The 14,648-nt window shown below is 70.6% G+C and carries 14 protein-coding genes; 11 read left to right on the forward strand and 3 right to left on the reverse strand.

Annotated features, from left to right (window positions below):
* The first annotated feature begins 2 nt into the window (after positions 1-2).
* The 3 genes from OG747_RS30900 to OG747_RS30910 all read left to right on the forward strand — a co-directional run bounded on the left by OG747_RS30900 (position 3) and on the right by OG747_RS30910 (position 1,842).
* The gene (locus tag OG747_RS30900) at positions 3-170 is read left to right on the forward strand and encodes a hypothetical protein (RefSeq protein WP_405882648.1); all 168 of its coding nucleotides are present in this window, start codon (positions 3-5) and stop codon (positions 168-170) included.
* Positions 171-202: 32 nt separating this feature from the next.
* The gene (locus tag OG747_RS30905) at positions 203-511 is read left to right on the forward strand and encodes a DUF4190 domain-containing protein (protein WP_405882649.1); all 309 of its coding nucleotides are present in this window, start codon (positions 203-205) and stop codon (positions 509-511) included.
* A gap of 161 nt (positions 512-672) precedes the next feature.
* Positions 673-1,842 (forward strand): cysteine desulfurase family protein, encoded by a 1,170-nt coding sequence (locus OG747_RS30910; RefSeq protein ID WP_405882650.1) that lies wholly within the window; start codon positions 673-675, stop codon positions 1,840-1,842.
* 34 nt (positions 1,843-1,876) lie between these two features.
* Here the strand turns inward: OG747_RS30910 and OG747_RS30915 are convergent, their stop codons facing one another.
* Together OG747_RS30915 and OG747_RS30920 are read right to left on the reverse strand one after the other, a co-directional pair.
* The gene (locus OG747_RS30915; RefSeq protein ID WP_405882651.1) at positions 1,877-3,394 is read right to left on the reverse strand and encodes a multicopper oxidase family protein; all 1,518 of its coding nucleotides are present in this window, start codon (positions 3,392-3,394) and stop codon (positions 1,877-1,879) included.
* A 261-nt stretch (positions 3,395-3,655) separates the two neighbouring features.
* On the reverse strand, positions 3,656-4,336 hold the full coding sequence (locus tag OG747_RS30920) for an N-acetylmuramoyl-L-alanine amidase (RefSeq protein ID WP_405885771.1): 681 nt from the start codon (positions 4,334-4,336) through the stop codon (positions 3,656-3,658).
* Positions 4,337-4,508: 172 nt separating this feature from the next.
* Here OG747_RS30920 and mnmA point away from each other — a divergent pair, with 172 nt between their 5' ends.
* Together mnmA and OG747_RS30930 are read left to right on the forward strand one after the other, a co-directional pair.
* Positions 4,509-5,636: a tRNA 2-thiouridine(34) synthase MnmA gene (gene mnmA, locus OG747_RS30925; protein WP_405882652.1), complete on the forward strand. Its 1,128-nt coding sequence runs from the start codon at positions 4,509-4,511 to the stop codon at positions 5,634-5,636.
* Between the two features lie 129 nt (positions 5,637-5,765).
* Positions 5,766-6,632: a PIG-L deacetylase family protein gene (locus OG747_RS30930; RefSeq protein WP_405882653.1), complete on the forward strand. Its 867-nt coding sequence runs from the start codon at positions 5,766-5,768 to the stop codon at positions 6,630-6,632.
* 30 nt (positions 6,633-6,662) lie between these two features.
* On the opposite strand, the gene OG747_RS30935 is transcribed toward OG747_RS30930, so the two are convergent.
* Positions 6,663-6,986 carry a DUF427 domain-containing protein gene (locus OG747_RS30935; protein ID WP_405882654.1) on the reverse strand — a complete coding sequence of 108 codons (324 nt, stop codon included), beginning with the start codon at positions 6,984-6,986 and terminating at the stop codon, positions 6,663-6,665.
* A 50-nt stretch (positions 6,987-7,036) separates the two neighbouring features.
* On the opposite strand from OG747_RS30935, the gene OG747_RS30940 reads away from it, so the two are divergent.
* From OG747_RS30940 to gatC, 6 genes are all read left to right on the forward strand, one after another.
* Entirely contained in the window at positions 7,037-7,576 is a 540-nt protein-coding gene (locus tag OG747_RS30940; RefSeq protein WP_405882655.1) for a TIGR00730 family Rossman fold protein, read from the forward strand.
* A gap of 7 nt (positions 7,577-7,583) precedes the next feature.
* The gene (locus tag OG747_RS30945) at positions 7,584-8,282 is read left to right on the forward strand and encodes an SDR family oxidoreductase (RefSeq protein WP_405882656.1); all 699 of its coding nucleotides are present in this window, start codon (positions 7,584-7,586) and stop codon (positions 8,280-8,282) included.
* Positions 8,279-9,274 (forward strand): methionine synthase, encoded by a 996-nt coding sequence (locus OG747_RS30950; protein ID WP_405882657.1) that lies wholly within the window; start codon positions 8,279-8,281, stop codon positions 9,272-9,274. The genes OG747_RS30945 and OG747_RS30950 overlap by 4 nt, the downstream gene beginning before the upstream one ends.
* 15 nt (positions 9,275-9,289) lie before the next feature.
* Positions 9,290-11,485 (forward strand): NAD-dependent DNA ligase LigA, encoded by a 2,196-nt coding sequence (ligA, locus tag OG747_RS30955; protein WP_405882658.1) that lies wholly within the window; start codon positions 9,290-9,292, stop codon positions 11,483-11,485.
* Between the two features lie 260 nt (positions 11,486-11,745).
* Positions 11,746-13,986, forward strand: a complete 2,241-nt coding sequence (locus OG747_RS30960; RefSeq protein WP_405882659.1) for a putative bifunctional diguanylate cyclase/phosphodiesterase — start codon at positions 11,746-11,748, stop codon at positions 13,984-13,986.
* Positions 13,987-14,350: 364 nt separating this feature from the next.
* Positions 14,351-14,647, forward strand: a complete 297-nt coding sequence (gene gatC / locus OG747_RS30965; protein WP_135333574.1) for an Asp-tRNA(Asn)/Glu-tRNA(Gln) amidotransferase subunit GatC — start codon at positions 14,351-14,353, stop codon at positions 14,645-14,647.
* Position 14,648: the final 1 nt, after the last annotated feature.

The raw sequence follows: 14,648 nt of genomic DNA on the forward strand, positions 1-14,648 counted from the left end.
TCATGTTGTTCCTCGTCGCCGCCCTTCTGCTGCTGGGTGTCGTCATGGGCTCCGTGGCCCACGCCCCGCTGCCCGTCACCCTCGTCGCCGCGGTCGTCATCGCCGTCTGGCTGGGCATCTTCGCCGTCCGCGAGCGCAACGCCCGTCGGCGCCACACCTCCACCCACTGACTGCTGGGACCCGTAGGGAGCTGACCCACGTCATGCAACTCACCGAGCGCACCGACCTCACCGCCACCCCCATCCCCACCTACACCCCTACCCCCACCCGCAGGGCCGAGGTCCGGGACGCTGACGGGATGGCCGTCGCCTCCTTCATCCTCGGCCTCCTCGGCCTGCTGGTTCTGAACGTCTTCCTGGGCCCGATCGCCATCGTCCTCGCCTCCGTCGCCCTCTGGCGCGGCACCGCCCGCCGCGGCCGCGCCTTCCTCGGCCTGGGCCTCGGCATCGCCGATCTTCTGGTCCTGGTGGCGTTCATGCAGTTCGACAGCACGGTGTCCTGGAGCTTCTGAGCCACCGCTGAACGAGGCCTTCGATCCACCGGACACCGGCGAACGAGGGGCGGGTCGGCGGCTGCCCGACCGGGGTCGAGGCCGTGGACAGACCGAGGTCGAGGCCGTGGACCGACGTGGGCTGAGGCCGTCGACCGGCGGCCCGTAGAATCGGGCCCATCATGGCTTACCTCGACCACGCCGCGACCACTCCGATGCTCCCCGAGGCGGTAGAGGCGCTGACCGCCCAGCTGAGCCTCACGGGCAACGCCTCCTCCCTCCACGCCGCCGGCCGCCGCGCCCGGCGGACGGTCGAGGAAGCCCGCGAAACCCTGGCGGAGGCACTCGGCGCCCGCCCCAGCGAGGTCGTCTTCACCTCCGGCGGCACCGAGGCCGACAACCTCGCCGTCAAGGGCCTGTACTGGGCCCGCCGCGCCGCCGACCCGGCCCGCACCCGCGTCCTCGCGAGCCCCGTGGAGCACCACGCCGTCCTCGACGCCGTCCACTGGCTCGGTGAACACGAGGGCGCCACGGTCGAGTACCTGCCCGTCGACTCCTACGGCCGCGTCCACCCGGACGCCCTGCGGGAGGCCATCGCCCGGGACCCCGACGACGTCGCCCTCGCCACCGTCATGTGGGCCAACAACGAGATCGGCACGGTGATGGCGGTCCGCGAACTGGCCGACGTCACCGCAGAGTTCGGCATCCCGCTGCACGCCGACGCCGTCCAGGCCTTCGGCCAGGTCCCCGTCGGCTTCGCCGCTTCCGGCCTCGCCGCGATGACCGTCTCCGGACACAAGATCGGCGGCCCGTACGGCATCGGCGCGCTGCTGCTGGGCCGCGAGTACACCCCCGTACCCGTCCTGCACGGCGGCGGCCAGGAGCGGCATGTGCGCTCCGGCACGCTCGACGTGCCCGCCATCGCCTCGTTCGCGGTCGCCGGACGGCTCGCCACCGAGCAGCGCGAGTGGTTCGCCCGGGAGATCGGCGCTCTGCGCGACGACCTGGTCGACGCCGTCCGTACGGCCGTGCCCGACGCGATCCTCGGCGGCGACCCCGACCCCGCGGGCCGACTGCCCGCCAACGCTCACTTCACGTTCCCCGGCTGCGAGGGCGACTCCCTGCTGCTCCTGCTGGACGCCCAGGGCATCGAGTGCTCCACGGGCTCCGCGTGCACGGCCGGCGTCGCCCAGCCCAGCCACGTCCTGCTGGCCACCGGCGCCGACCCCGACCTGGCCCGCGGCACCCTGCGCTTCTCCCTCGGCCACACCTCCACGGAGGCGGACGTCGAGGCCGTGGCCAAGGCGATCGGCCCGGCGGTGGAGCGGGCGCGGACGGCAGGCCTGACCTGACATCCCCGCGCCCACCCGCCGGGCCGGACGGAACCTAGCTGGCCGCCACCATGAGGGCGGCCATCATGCCCTCGTCCTCGTGCTGCAGCAGATGGCAGTGGAGCATGTACATATAGGTGTCGTCCGAGAAGTCGGTGAACTTCATCGCGATCTTGATGGTGCCGCCGCCGACCACTTCGAACGTGTCGTACCAGCCCAGCTGGACGCCCGTCGGATCCGCCCCGTTGATGGAGATCAGCTGGAACGGCACATCATGCAGATGGAACGAGTGTTCAAGCTGCGTGCTGTTCTTGACCGTCCACACCTCCTCGGCGCCCAAGGTGGTGCTGATCGTCGCCATCGAGGACATGCTCGTCCCGGCGGAGCCGTTGATCGTCATCGTTGTGCCGCTCTGGCCGAGCGTGATCGTCCGGGCGGTGAAGGCGCTGGTGTCGTAGCGGGTGATGGTGTTGAGGGTCGGCAGGGTCGCCGGGGTGTCCGAGGTGTCCGGGGTGACGGTCAGGAACTCGTAGGTGCCGCTGCCGCCGCGCACCCAGCCCGTCGTCACCACGGCCTCCAGGGTGACCGCGTCGCTGAGCTCCATCACGAACTCGGCGCGCGCGCCCGCCACCAGCCGGATCGACGCCACCTCGGTGGCCTCGGTCAGATACCCCTGGTCGGTGGCGATCTGGGTGAGCGTCCCGCCGTCGCTGCGCTGGACGGTGATGATGTCGGACGGTGAGGCGTTGAGCAGCCGGAAGCGGGTGCGCTTCTTGGTGGCGGTGAAGGAGAGCGTGGTGTCGTCGACGTTCGTGCCGTTGCACAGCAGCGGGAAGCTCAGGCCGTTGGTGAGGTAGCCGGTCAGGTTGTACTTGATGTCTCCGGCGCTGTCGGTGGCCAGACACTGCAGGATGATCGGGATGTCGTCGGTGCCGTAGGTGCTGGGCAGGGCCGCGGACGCGGTGGAGTCGTCCTCGACGATGATCATGCCCGCCAGGCCGTGGGTGGCCTGCTTCGCCGTGGTCCCCAGGGCGTGCGGGTGGTACCAGAGCGTCTTGGCCTCGTCCTTGACCGTGAAGGTGGGCGACCACGTCTTCCCCGCGGCGAAGGCGTTCTGCGGGCCGCCGTCCATGCTGGGCGGGACGTGCGCGCCGTGGAAGTGGACGGTGGTGGCCTCGGTGAGGCTGTTGGTGATGTTCAGCAGGACCTTGTCGCCGGAGGTCCACTTCATGGTGGGGCCGAGGAACGACTGGTTGTAGCCCGCGGTGGTGCTGGTCACACCGCTGAGCACCTCGCTGGTGCCGGCCTTCGCCTCCAGGGTGAACGTCGTGGTGCCGTCCGTGGTGGTCCCCTCCAAGAGGTCGGGGATGGTCAGCGTGGTGCCCGCGGCGTGCGCCTTGTTCTGCGTCGCGTTCGTCAGCAAAGCGATGGCGGTGCCGCCGGCGGTCACCGCCGCGAGGCCCGCCCCCGCCATCCCGCCGAGGAACTTGCGGCGGTGCATGCCCTTGCCCTTGGTCTTGGACTGGCCCTTGTCCTTGCCCGCGTCGGAAGCGGGCTGCGTGGAGTGCGTCATGGCGGTGGACTCTCGACCTAAGGGCTGTGTAATGAATGGGGCCGACTTAGGAGAACGCCGTCTTCGCTGTGAAATCCGATGACTTAAATTCAGGATCAACTTCCCTGAGAAAAAGGGGAGTTGATGTGTTGCTGGTCACGGCGGCCGCACGGGACGCAACGGACACACGCGTCCCGGACGTGCCTCACAGCATCACGATTCGGTGACCTGAGGCCTCGGCGCCGCTGCCTGTGACCGCGCTTCGAAAGCGCTTTCCAACACCTACGTGGCGGTTGTGCGCGCCTGCCGCACGAGCCGTATGTACCGGTCCCAGTCCCAGTACCGCCCGGGATCCGTGTGGTCCGTGCCGGGCACCTCGACGTGCCCGATGATGTGCTCACGGTCGACGGGGATGCCGTACCGCCCGCATATCGTGGCGGTCAGCCGCGCCGACGCCTCGTACATGGCGTCCGTGAACGAGGAGGCGCGCTCGACGAAGCCCTCGTGCTCTATGCCGACGCTCCGCTCGTTGTACCCCCGGTTCCCCGCGTGGAACGCCACGTCCAGCTCGCGGATCATCTGGGTGATGTGCCCGTCCTTGCGGACGATGTAGTGCGCGGCAGCGCCGTGCCCCGGGTCCTGGAAGGCCTTGACGGCGCTGCGGTAGCTGCCCTGGGTGACATGGATGACCACTCGGTCTATCCCGTAGTCGTCGGGCCGGTCCGCCCGCCGCCAGTTCGCCGAGGAGGCGGCCACCCACTGTGCGCCCCGGAAGTCGACCGCACCCTCCACCCGCGGCTTCTCCACACCCGGCAGCCGCCACCACAGGTGCCCGAGCTCGCCCCGCGCGAGCACCGCCGTGCCCACGGCGGCCGCCGCCCCGCCGATCAGCAGCGTCCGCCGCCCGACTCGCCGGTCACGGTCCCGGCCCTTGCGCTTCTGGGTCCCCTCCGCGGCCCCCACGGTCTCCGTGGCCCCTGCCGCCTCGGTGGTCCCTGTCGTCTCTGCTGTTTCTACGGTCTCTGCGGCCTCACTCATCGCGTCCGCCCCCGTCCGTCCCCCAGCGCTCCCCGTTGCGATCTTCAACGGATACCCGCGGGCTTCGGTTCCCGCGGCCCCGTACTCTGGAGGGGCTATGACTGAGACCTCGCAGCGCCCCCGCCCCCTCCGCGTCCTCGCCGCCATGTCCGGCGGCGTGGACTCCGCCGTCGCCGCCGCCCGCGCCGCGGAAGCCGGCCACGACGTGACCGGCGTGCACCTCGCGCTCTCCGCCAACCCGCAATCGTTCCGCACGGGCGCGCGGGGCTGTTGCACCATCGAGGACTCGCGCGACGCCCGCCGCGCCGCTGACGTCATCGGCATCCCGTTCTACGTGTGGGACCTCGCCGAGCGCTTCCGCGAGGACGTGGTCGAGGACTTCATCGCCGAGTACGAGGCCGGGCGCACCCCGAACCCGTGCCTGCGCTGCAACGAGAAGATCAAGTTCGCCGCCCTGCTCGACAAGGCGCTGGCGCTCGGCTTCGACGCGGTCTGCACGGGCCACTACGCCAAGGTGATCGTGAACGAGGACGGCACGCGCGAGCTGCACCGCGCCTCCGACATGGCCAAGGACCAGTCGTATGTGCTCGGCGTCCTGGACGACCGCCAGCTCGCGCACGCGCTGTTCCCGCTGGGCGACACGGTGACGACGAAGGACGAGATCCGCGCGGAGGCCGAGCGCCGGGGCCTGGCGGTCGCCAAGAAGCCCGACTCGCACGACATCTGCTTCATCGCCGACGGCGACACCCAGGGCTTCCTGGCCGGCCGCCTCGGCAAGGCGGAGGGCGACATCGTCGACGAGTCCGGGGCGGTCATCGGCTCCCACGAGGGCGCGTTCGGCTTCACGATCGGCCAGCGCAAGGGGCTGCGCATCGGCACCCCGGCCGCGGACGGCAAGCCGCGCTACGTCCTGGACATCTCGCCGGTGAACAACACGGTGACGGTGGGCCCGGCGGCCTCCCTGGACGTCGGCGCCCTGACCGCGATCAAGCCCCGCTGGTGCGGCGCCGCCCCCACCGGCCCGGGCACCTACACCGCCCAGCTCCGCGCCCACGGCGGCGAGACGGAGGTGGCGGCCGAGCTGGTCGACGGCGAGCTCGAGGTCACGTTCACCGAGCCGGTCCGCGGGGTCGCCCCCGGCCAGGCGATCGTCCTGTACGACGGCACGCGGGTGGTGGGGTCGGCGACGATCGCTACGACGGCGCGGGCGACCGTCGACGCCTAGTAGACGATTGATTCCAAGGGATCGTGTCCTGCCTCAGGCGATCGGGGACGAATCGCCGAGGGCCGGCACTTGAAGTGCATGCGGTCGCTGCCGCCGCGTCGGTGATGCGCGCCTGTCAGTATGGTCGGTGTGGCGACGATACTGGCCTTTCACGCCCATCCGGATGATGAGGTCCTGCTCACCGGGGGCACCTTGGCGCGATTGGCCGCAGAGGGCAACCGTGTGGTCATAGTCGTGGCCTGCGACGGGGTCATGGGCGAGGCGACGGGCGGTGACGGTTGCGCGCGCCTGGACGAACTGAGGGCCAGCGCCGCGGTGCTGGGTGTCGCTCGCGTGGCGCATCTGGGGTACGCCAACAGTGGTCACGGCCCGCTGCTGTTTCCGGACCCGACGGACCGGGTGCGCTTTGCCCGCGCGGACATCGACGCGGCCGCGTCAAAGCTCGCTGAGTTGCTCCGCGAGGAGCAGGCGGATGTCCTGCTCAGCTACGACGCCCAGGGCGGCTACGGACACCGAGACCACGTGAAGGTCCACGATGTAGGCGCCCGAGCCGCTCAACTGGCTGCCACTCCCCGCGTGCTGGAGGCCACACTCCCGCGAGAGCCCGTATACCGAGCGTTCCGGTTACTGCGTTTCCTCCGGCTCCCGATCCGCTACGACCCACAGGTCGTACGCACTGGCTACAGCCTCCGATCGGCGATCACCCACCGAGTCGACGTCCGGCGCTTCGCCCCGCAAAAACGTGCCGCTCTTGCTGCTCACCGATCGCAGGTTTACGGCAAGGGCCGGGCGGCACCGATATTCCGCGTGCTGGTCCGCCTGCCCTCACCGATATTCGGACTCCTTCTCGGACGGGAGTGGTTCGTCGATCCCACTGCGGCACCCGGGACGAATACGAGCGGCGACATCCTTGGCGACCCGCAGTATCAGAACCGTCTCGACGGAGCAGCCAAGCCCGCCTCGCCGAGATCTTCAGGGACTGCCAGCCCTGGCTGAACGTCCAGAGTTGGCATCACTTTGCAGCGGTTACGCCACTTCGACTTCGTAGAAGCAGAAGTGGTCCTTGATCTGGGCGACATCCGGCTTGGGGTCGGGGTAGGCCCAGACGAGGTCGGGAGCGTCGGGCAGTGACCAGTAGGACGCATCGCCCTTGAAGGGGCAGTGCGTGTGGGTGTCGGAGGCCGTCAGCAGGTCCAGGCGGACGTCCTCGGCCGGGAGGTAATAGCGCACGGGACAGCCGGTCTCGCGCAGCACCAGGGGCCGGTCGCTCTCCGCCAGGACCTGGTCGCCGTGCACGACGCGTACCCGCTCCGTGCCCTGTTCGATCGTGATCGTGTGTCCATTAGCCATACTTGGACAGCGCACGCGGGACCCGGGTTCTTCCCTCGTACCGTAGGCACATGAATATCTGCGTGTTCCTCTCCGCCGCCGAGCTCGACGACCGCTACACGCGCCCCGCCCGGGAGTTCGCCGAGCTCCTCGGCAAGGGCGGCCACACCCTGGTGTGGGGCGGCTCCGACGTCGGGCTGATGAAGGTGGTCGCCGACGGCGTGCAGGAGGCGGGCGGGCGGCTGCTGGGCGTCTCCGTGGACTTCCTGGCGGCAAAGGCGCGGGCGGGTGCCGACGAGATGGTGATCGCGCGGGATCTCGCGGAGCGAAAGGCGCTGCTCCTGGAGAAGGCCGACGCGGTGGTGATCATGGTCGGTGGTACGGGGACGCTCGACGAGGCGACCGAGATCCTGGAGCTGAAGAAGCACGGGAAGACCGAGAAGCCGGTGGTCCTGCTCAACACGGCGGGCTTCTACGACGGCCTCAAGGAGCAGTTCCGGCGCATGGAGGCCGAGGGCTTCCTGCCGCGCCCGCTCACCGACCTGGTGTTCTTCGCCGAGGAGCCGGTGGGGGCGCTGGCCTACCTGGAGGAGAGTCTGGGCACCCAGTGATGCGAGCATGGCGTCCATGGCTACACATGTGATCACCGGGGCGGGCTCCGGCATCGGCGCGGCCGTCGCCCGCCGTCTGCACGCGCGCGGGGACGAGCTCGTGCTGCACGCGCGCGACGCGGGCCGCGCGAAGGAGCTCGCGGCCGAGTTCCCCGGGGCGAAGACCCTGGTCGGCGACCTGGCGGACCCCGACAAGCTCTCCTGGGCGTTCTCGCACCAGACGCTCCCCGACCGCGTCGACTCGCTCCTGCACATCGCGGGCGTGGTCGACCTCGGCCCGGTCGGCGAGCTGACCCCCAAGTCCTGGCGCCACCAGCTCAACGTCAACCTGATCGCCCCCGCCGAGCTGACCCGCCACTTCCTGCCCCAGCTCCGCGTAGCCCAGGGCCACGTGGTGTTCGTGAACTCCGGCGCCGGCCTCAACGCCGGCGCCGACTGGTCCGCGTACGCCGCCTCCAAGCACGGTCTGAAGGCCCTCGCGGACTCCCTGCGCCAGGAGGAGCACGCGAACGGCGTCCGGGTGACCTCGGTCTACCCCGGCCGGACGGCGAGCCCCATGCAGGCGAAGGTCCACCAGCAGGAGGGCAAGGAGTACGACGCCTCGAAGTGGATCGACCCGGAGTCCGTCGCGACCACCATCCTGATGGCCATCGACCTGCCGCGCGACGCGGAGGTCAACGACCTGACCGTGCGGCCGGGACGATGAGCTTCACCTGGGGCCCCGCGACCGGGGTCGGATCCATGCCGGGCGGGGACGCCCACGAGGCCGCCAAGACGGTGGCCGGGTCCTTCGAGGACTTCCCGTACCTTCCCGAACTGCCCGCACGCGGCCCGGGCGCGGACATGATCGGGCGCACCGCCGGGATGCTCGTCGACCTCTACGCGCGCGTGGAGCCCAGCGGCTGGCGGATCGGGGACCGGCCGGGGCGGGACACCAAGCGGGCCAGGTCGTGGCTGGGCGAAGACCTCGACGCGCTGGAGGAGTTCACCCAGGGGTACGAGGGGCCGCTGAAGGTGCAGGCCGTGGGCCCCTGGACGCTGGCCGCCGCGCTGGAGCTGCGGGGCGGTGAGGTGGCTCTCTCCGACCCCGGCGCCTGCCGGGACCTCGCCGGTTCGCTCGCGGAGGGGCTGCGCACGCATCTCGACGAGGTACGGCGCCGGGTGCCGGGCGCCCAGGTCGTCCTGCAGCTCGACGAGCCCTCGCTCATCGCCGTGCTGCGCGGCCAGGTGAAGTCCGCCAGTGGCTACCGCACGCATCGCGCCGTCGACCGGCAGCTGGTGGAGTCGACGCTGCGGGACGTCGTGGGGGTGCACGCGGACGGCCCGGTCGTGGTGCACTCGTGCGCGCCCGACGTGCCGTTCGCGCTGCTGCGCCGGGCGGGCGCCGCGGCGATCTCGTTCGACTTCTCGCTGCTGACTGAGCGTGACGACGATGCGATCGGGGAAGCGGTGGAAGGGGGGACGAGGCTCTTCGCCGGTGTCATCCCCGGCACGGACGGCCCATTGTCAGACCCTGCCGGTAGCGTCATGGGTGTCAGGACGCTGTGGCGCAGGCTGGGGCTGCATCCGGGACTTCTCGCGGAGGCGGTCACGGTCACTCCGTCGTGCGGACTCGCGGGGGCTTCCCCGCAGTACGCGCGCCGGGCGCTCGCCCACTGCGCCAGGGCGGCGAGATCCCTCGCGGACAACCCAGAGTAACGGGAGGACAACACGGTGGCCGGCGACAAGGACGCACAGCCCAATTCCCTGCCCGCCGAGGCACGGGAGCAGCACGCGCAGCTCGCTGAGCAGATCGAGGAGCACCGCTTCCGGTACTACGTGAAGGACCAGCCGGTCGTCAGCGACGCGGAGTTCGACCAGCTGCTGCGCTCGTTGGAGGTGCTGGAGGAGCGGTACCCCGAGCTGCGCACCCCCGACTCCCCGACCCAGAAGGTCGCGGGCGCGTACAAGACCGAGTTCACGTCCGTCCAGCACCGCTCACGCATGCTCTCGCTGGACAACGCCTTCAGCGACCTGGAGCTCGCCGCCTGGGCCGAGCGCATCGCCAAGGACGTGGGCACCTCGGACTACCACTTCCTGTGCGAGCTGAAGGTCGACGGCCTCGCGGTCAACCTCACCTACGAGCACGGCCGTCTCACCCGCGCGGCGACCCGCGGCGACGGCCGTACAGGCGAGGACATCACGCCCAATGTGCGGACGATCGCGGAGATTCCGGACCGCCTCAAGGGTGACCGCGTCCCGGATCTGGTGGAGATCCGCGGCGAGATCTACTTCCCGATGGAGAAGTTCGAGGAGCTCAACGCCCGCCTGGTGGAGGCCGGTGACAAGCCCTTCGCCAACCCGCGCAACGCGGCGGCGGGTTCGCTGCGCCAGAAGGACCCGCGCGTCACCGCCACCCGCCCGCTGCACATGGTGGTCCACGGAATCGGCGCCCTGGAGGGCTTCGAGAGCCTCGCCCGCCTCTCCCAGGCGTACGAACTGCTGCACTCCTGGGGCCTGCCGACCACGCGGTACGCGAAGGTGGTCGACGACCTCGACGGCGTACGGGAGTTCATCGCGTACTACGGGGAGAACCGGCACTCCGTGGAGCACGAGATCGACGGGGTGGTCGTCAAGCTCGACGAGATCCCGCTGCAGGGCCGTCTCGGCTCCACCTCGCGCGCGCCGCGCTGGGCGATCGCCTGGAAGTACGCGCCCGAGGAGGTCAACACCAAGCTCATCAACATCCGGGTCGGCGTGGGCCGTACGGGCCGTGTCACGCCGTACGCGCAGGTCGAGCCGGTCAAGGTCGCCGGCTCGGAGGTCGAGTTCGCCACCCTGCACAACCAGGACGTGGTGAAGGCCAAGGGCGTCCTCATCGGGGACACGGTGGTGCTGCGCAAGGCCGGTGAGGTCATCCCGGAGATCCTCGGCCCGGTCGTCGATCTGCGCGACGGCAGCGAGCGCGAGTTCGTGATGCCCGCCGAGTGCCCCGAGTGCGGTACGCCGCTGCGGCCGATGAAGGAGGGCGACGTCGACCTGCGCTGCCCGAACGCGCGCTCGTGCCCGGCCCAGCTGCGCGAGCGTCTCTTCTACCTCGCGGGCCGCAAGGCACTCGACATCGAGCACTTCGGGTACGTGGCGGCGGCGGCCCTCACCAAGCCGCTGGAGCCCGCCGAACCGCCGCTGGCGGACGAGGGCGACCTTTTCGACCTCACCATCGAGCAGTTGCTGCCCATCAAGGCGTACGTCCTCGACCAGGACAGCGGTCTGCCCAAGCGCGACCCGAAGACGGGCGAGGAGAAGATCGCCACGGTCTTCGCCAACCAGCAGGGCGAGCCCAAGAAGAACGCGATCGCGATGCTGGACAACATCGCGGCCGCCAAGGAGCGCCCGCTCGCCCGGATCCTGACCGGTCTGTCGATCCGTCATGTCGGGCCGGTCGCGGCCGAGGCGCTCGCGCGTGAGTTCCGCTCGATCGACCGGATCGACCAGGCCACCGAGAAGGAGCTCGCCACCACCGACGGGGTCGGCGAGATCATCGCGGCCTCGCTCAAGGAGTGGTTCGCCGAGGACTGGCACCGCGAGATCATCCGCAAGTGGCGGGCGGCGGGCGTCCGAATGGAGGACGAGCGCTCCGGCGAGGACGAGGGCCCGCGTCCGCTCGAAGGACTCACCGTCGTCGTCACCGGCACACTCGAACACCACACACGGGACGGCGCGAAGGAGGCCTTGCAGAGCCGGGGAGCGAAAGTGACTGGTTCCGTCTCGAAGAAGACGTCTTTCGTGGTGGTGGGCGACAATCCTGGCTCGAAGTACGACAAGGCGATGCAGCTGAAGGTGCCGGTTCTGAACGAGGACGGGTTCGCCGTTCTCCTCGAACAGGGACCGGAAGCGGCCGCGGAAGTTGCGCTTCCGACCGGGGAGTAGCGGTTGAAGGCCACCCGTTCGGCGCATATCAGATGCATACGGGTGGCCGGGTCGCAAACGGGCAACCGTCGCCGACCGCTGCCCGTGGAAGCCTTCTGCGGCCTACTGTTGAGGTGTACGCCTGCCGTGCCCGGCTGCGGTTGGCGCATCCCCTGCTCCTCAAGAGTCTGGGGAAGAGTTTTCAGACGCGGTGCCGTTGGCAGTTGTCGCCGGCAACGGGCCGCGTGGCGTGGGCACCGCCGGCTGTGAGAGGGACGGGAATGGAACCGACCGAGAGCGCCGCCCCGGACTCACGGCTGCGCCTGCGCCGGATGACCGGCGCGTGGATGGCGGGCCTCCGGACGGAGCGGACATCGCAGCGCCCCGGCGCGGGCGCGCAGGGCTCCGTACCACCCCTCACCGCCCCCGCTCCGGGCGTCGGCAGGTTCACCGCCGAGCGCGGCGCCGGCCCGTCCGGCCACGATCCCGAACGGCGCATCTCCTGGCCCGCGCTGCCCGCGGCGGTCGTCGGGGCGGCCGCGTTCGTCCTCGGCGCCGGCTTCTACCGGGCGTTCAGCGGAAACCACGCGCTCTTCCCGTCCGGCGCGGCCGGCTGGTCGCTGGCGTTGCTGACCGGCATCATCGTCGGCCATCTGGTCGCGCTCGGACGCGCCCGCTGGTGGGGCGGCACGGGCTCCGGCGCCGCGCTCACCCTCGCGGTCCTGCTGCTGTACGGCTGGGTGCCCGCCGGGATGGTCAGCCTGACCGTCGTCGTGCTGGTGGGTGCCGCGCGCCGAGGCCGCTGGCGCCAGGGGGTGTTGCACGGCGCGGTCGACATCCTCGGCATCGGCGCCGGAGCGCTGGTCCTCGCCATGTTCGGGCGGGTGCCGTCCGTCGAGACGCCCTGGAACCCGGAGAGCTGGAACTACTACGCAGCACCCGAGGTGGTGCTGGTCGCGACCGCGTATCTCGCGGTCACCCGCGTGCTGCTCTGGTACCTCCATGTGCCCGGCACCGGCGGTCTGCCGACCGCCACCCGCACGGCGCTGGTCAGACAAGGACTCGTCGCCGTCGCGCTGCTCGGCATCGCGCCGCTGATCTGTGTCGTCGCGGTCGGGCAGCCGATGCTGCTGCCGCTGTTCTCGATCCCGCTGATCGCACTCGACTCCACGCTGTGGATCGCCCGGATACGGGCCGAGGAGCAGCTGCGCGATCCGCTGACCGGGTTGCCCAACCGGCAATGGCTGCTCGAACGCACCTGGACGGCTCTGGACGATGCCGAGCGCATCGGTGCGCGTGCGGCCCTGATGCTGATCGACCTCGACCGCTTCCGTTCCGTCAATGACACGTTGGGGCACCTCGCCGGAGACCGACTGCTCCTCCAAATAGCCGACCGGCTGCGGCTGGCGTTGCCGCGCGGGGCGGAGGCCGCGCGGCTCGGCGGGGACGAGTTCGCCGTGTTACTGCCCGTCGCCGACTCCACCACGTCGGCCACGCGGGTCGCCCGCAATCTCGTCGCGGCCCTCGGCTCGCCGCTCGACCTCGACGGACTCACCCTCGTCCTGGAGGCCAGCGCCGGGCTCGCCGTCTTCCCCGACCACGCGCTCGACGCGGAGGGGCTGCTGCGGCGGGCGGACGTGGCGATGTATCAGGCGAAGCGGGACCGTACGGGGGTGGAGGTGTACGAGTCCAAGCGGGACTCGAACACACCGGACCGGCTCGGCCTGCTCGGTGACCTGCGCCGGGCGCTGGACGCCGGTGACGTGGAACTGCACTACCAGCCCAAGGTCCGCTTCGACGGACAGGTGGCCGGGCTCGAGGCGCTGGTCCGCTGGGTGCATCCCGAGCGGGGGAAGGTGCCGCCGGACGAGTTCATAGCGATCGCCGAGTCGTCCGGACTGATGCCGCACCTCACCGAGTACGTGCTGGAGACGGCGCTCGCGCAGGTCGCGCGGTGGCGGGCGCAGGGACTGCGCGTACCGGTCGCGGTGAACGTGTCCCCGCGGGACGTCCACACCCCCGGTTTCGCGGGCTCGGTCGCCGCGCGGCTCGCCCGGCACGGGGTTCCGGCGGGGGCGTTGCAGCTGGAGATAACGGAGCATGTGCTCCTCGAGGACCCGCAGCGGGCCGCGGACACGCTGGCCGGGCTGACCGGGCACGGCGTGAAGATGTCGCTGGACGACTTCGGTACGGGGTACTCCTCGCTGGTGCATCTGCGCCGACTGCCGGTGAGCGAGCTGAAGATCGACCGGTCCTTCGTCGCACGGCTCGCCGTGGACAACGAGGACGCGGAGATCGTGCGCTGCACCGTCGATCTCGCGCACTCACTGGGTCTGCTCGTCGTGGCGGAGGGTGTCGAGGACGACGAGACGTGGGAGCGGTTGCGGGATCTGGGGTGCGACGCGGTGCAGGGGTGGCTGGTCGCGGCGGCGATGCCTCCCGAGGAGGCCACGGCGTGGTTGCTGGCCCGGGGGTCGCGGGGGTGGCAGCGGCCGCGCGCCGCGTTGCCGGCCGCGGAGTAGTTCCAACGGTTCGTTTGTCGGGTGCGGGCGGGTGACGGTTGCGCCCGGTTCTCCCGCCCGCGCACCATCCGTGACGGTCACCCGACGAGTGGAACTCTCCCGTAGGGCTTCATCGCCGTCGGCGTCCGCCCGTAGCGGGCGGGACAACAGCGCCCCGAAAGGGGCGCGAGGAACTGCGCGAGCAGCCACCGCGGACGGGCGGGTGCCGATGGTTCGCAACTCCCACGAGCGACCCGCACCTCCTGAGCGAACCGTCACGGCTGGTGCGGGTGGGAGAGGTCCCCGAACAAACCCGGGCGCGGGCACCGCCCCCGGACCCATAGGATTGGGCCAAACCACACACTCTCACCCAGAGGATCGCTGCATGCCTGGCATCACGCGCGAGGAGGTCGCCCACCTCGCACGGCTGGCGCGTCTGGAGCTGAAGGCCGAAGAGCTCGACCACTTCGCCGGCCAGCTCGACGACATCATCGGCGCGGTCGCCCGCGTCAGCGAGGTCGCCGACCAAGACGTACCGCCGACCTCTCACCCGCTGCCGCTGACGAACGTCATGCGCGCGGACGAGGTCCGTCCGTCGCTCACCCCCGAGCAGGCGCTCTCCGGCGCCCCGGCCCAGGAGCAGCGGCGTTTCAAGGTGCCGCAGATCCTGGGGGAGGACTAAT

The sequence above is a fragment of the Streptomyces sp. NBC_01384 genome (genome assembly GCF_045040035.1).
Classification (GTDB): domain Bacteria; phylum Actinomycetota; class Actinomycetes; order Streptomycetales; family Streptomycetaceae; genus Streptomyces.

Coding starts and splice junctions, on each gene's coding strand:
- OG747_RS30900 (WP_405882648.1), top strand. CDS start 3: ATGTTGTTCCTCGTCGCCGCCCTTCTGCTGCTGGGTGTCGTCATGGGC.
- OG747_RS30905 (WP_405882649.1), top strand. CDS start 203: ATGCAACTCACCGAGCGCACCGACCTCACCGCCACCCCCATCCCCACC.
- OG747_RS30910 (WP_405882650.1), top strand. CDS start 673: ATGGCTTACCTCGACCACGCCGCGACCACTCCGATGCTCCCCGAGGCG.
- OG747_RS30915 (WP_405882651.1), bottom strand. CDS start 3,394: ATGACGCACTCCACGCAGCCCGCTTCCGACGCGGGCAAGGACAAGGGC.
- mnmA (WP_405882652.1), top strand. CDS start 4,509: ATGACTGAGACCTCGCAGCGCCCCCGCCCCCTCCGCGTCCTCGCCGCC.
- OG747_RS30935 (WP_405882654.1), bottom strand. CDS start 6,986: ATGGCTAATGGACACACGATCACGATCGAACAGGGCACGGAGCGGGTA.
- OG747_RS30940 (WP_405882655.1), top strand. CDS start 7,037: ATGAATATCTGCGTGTTCCTCTCCGCCGCCGAGCTCGACGACCGCTAC.
- OG747_RS30945 (WP_405882656.1), top strand. CDS start 7,584: ATGGCGTCCATGGCTACACATGTGATCACCGGGGCGGGCTCCGGCATC.
- OG747_RS30950 (WP_405882657.1), top strand. CDS start 8,279: ATGAGCTTCACCTGGGGCCCCGCGACCGGGGTCGGATCCATGCCGGGC.
- OG747_RS30960 (WP_405882659.1), top strand. CDS start 11,746: ATGGAACCGACCGAGAGCGCCGCCCCGGACTCACGGCTGCGCCTGCGC.
- gatC (WP_135333574.1), top strand. CDS start 14,351: ATGCCTGGCATCACGCGCGAGGAGGTCGCCCACCTCGCACGGCTGGCG.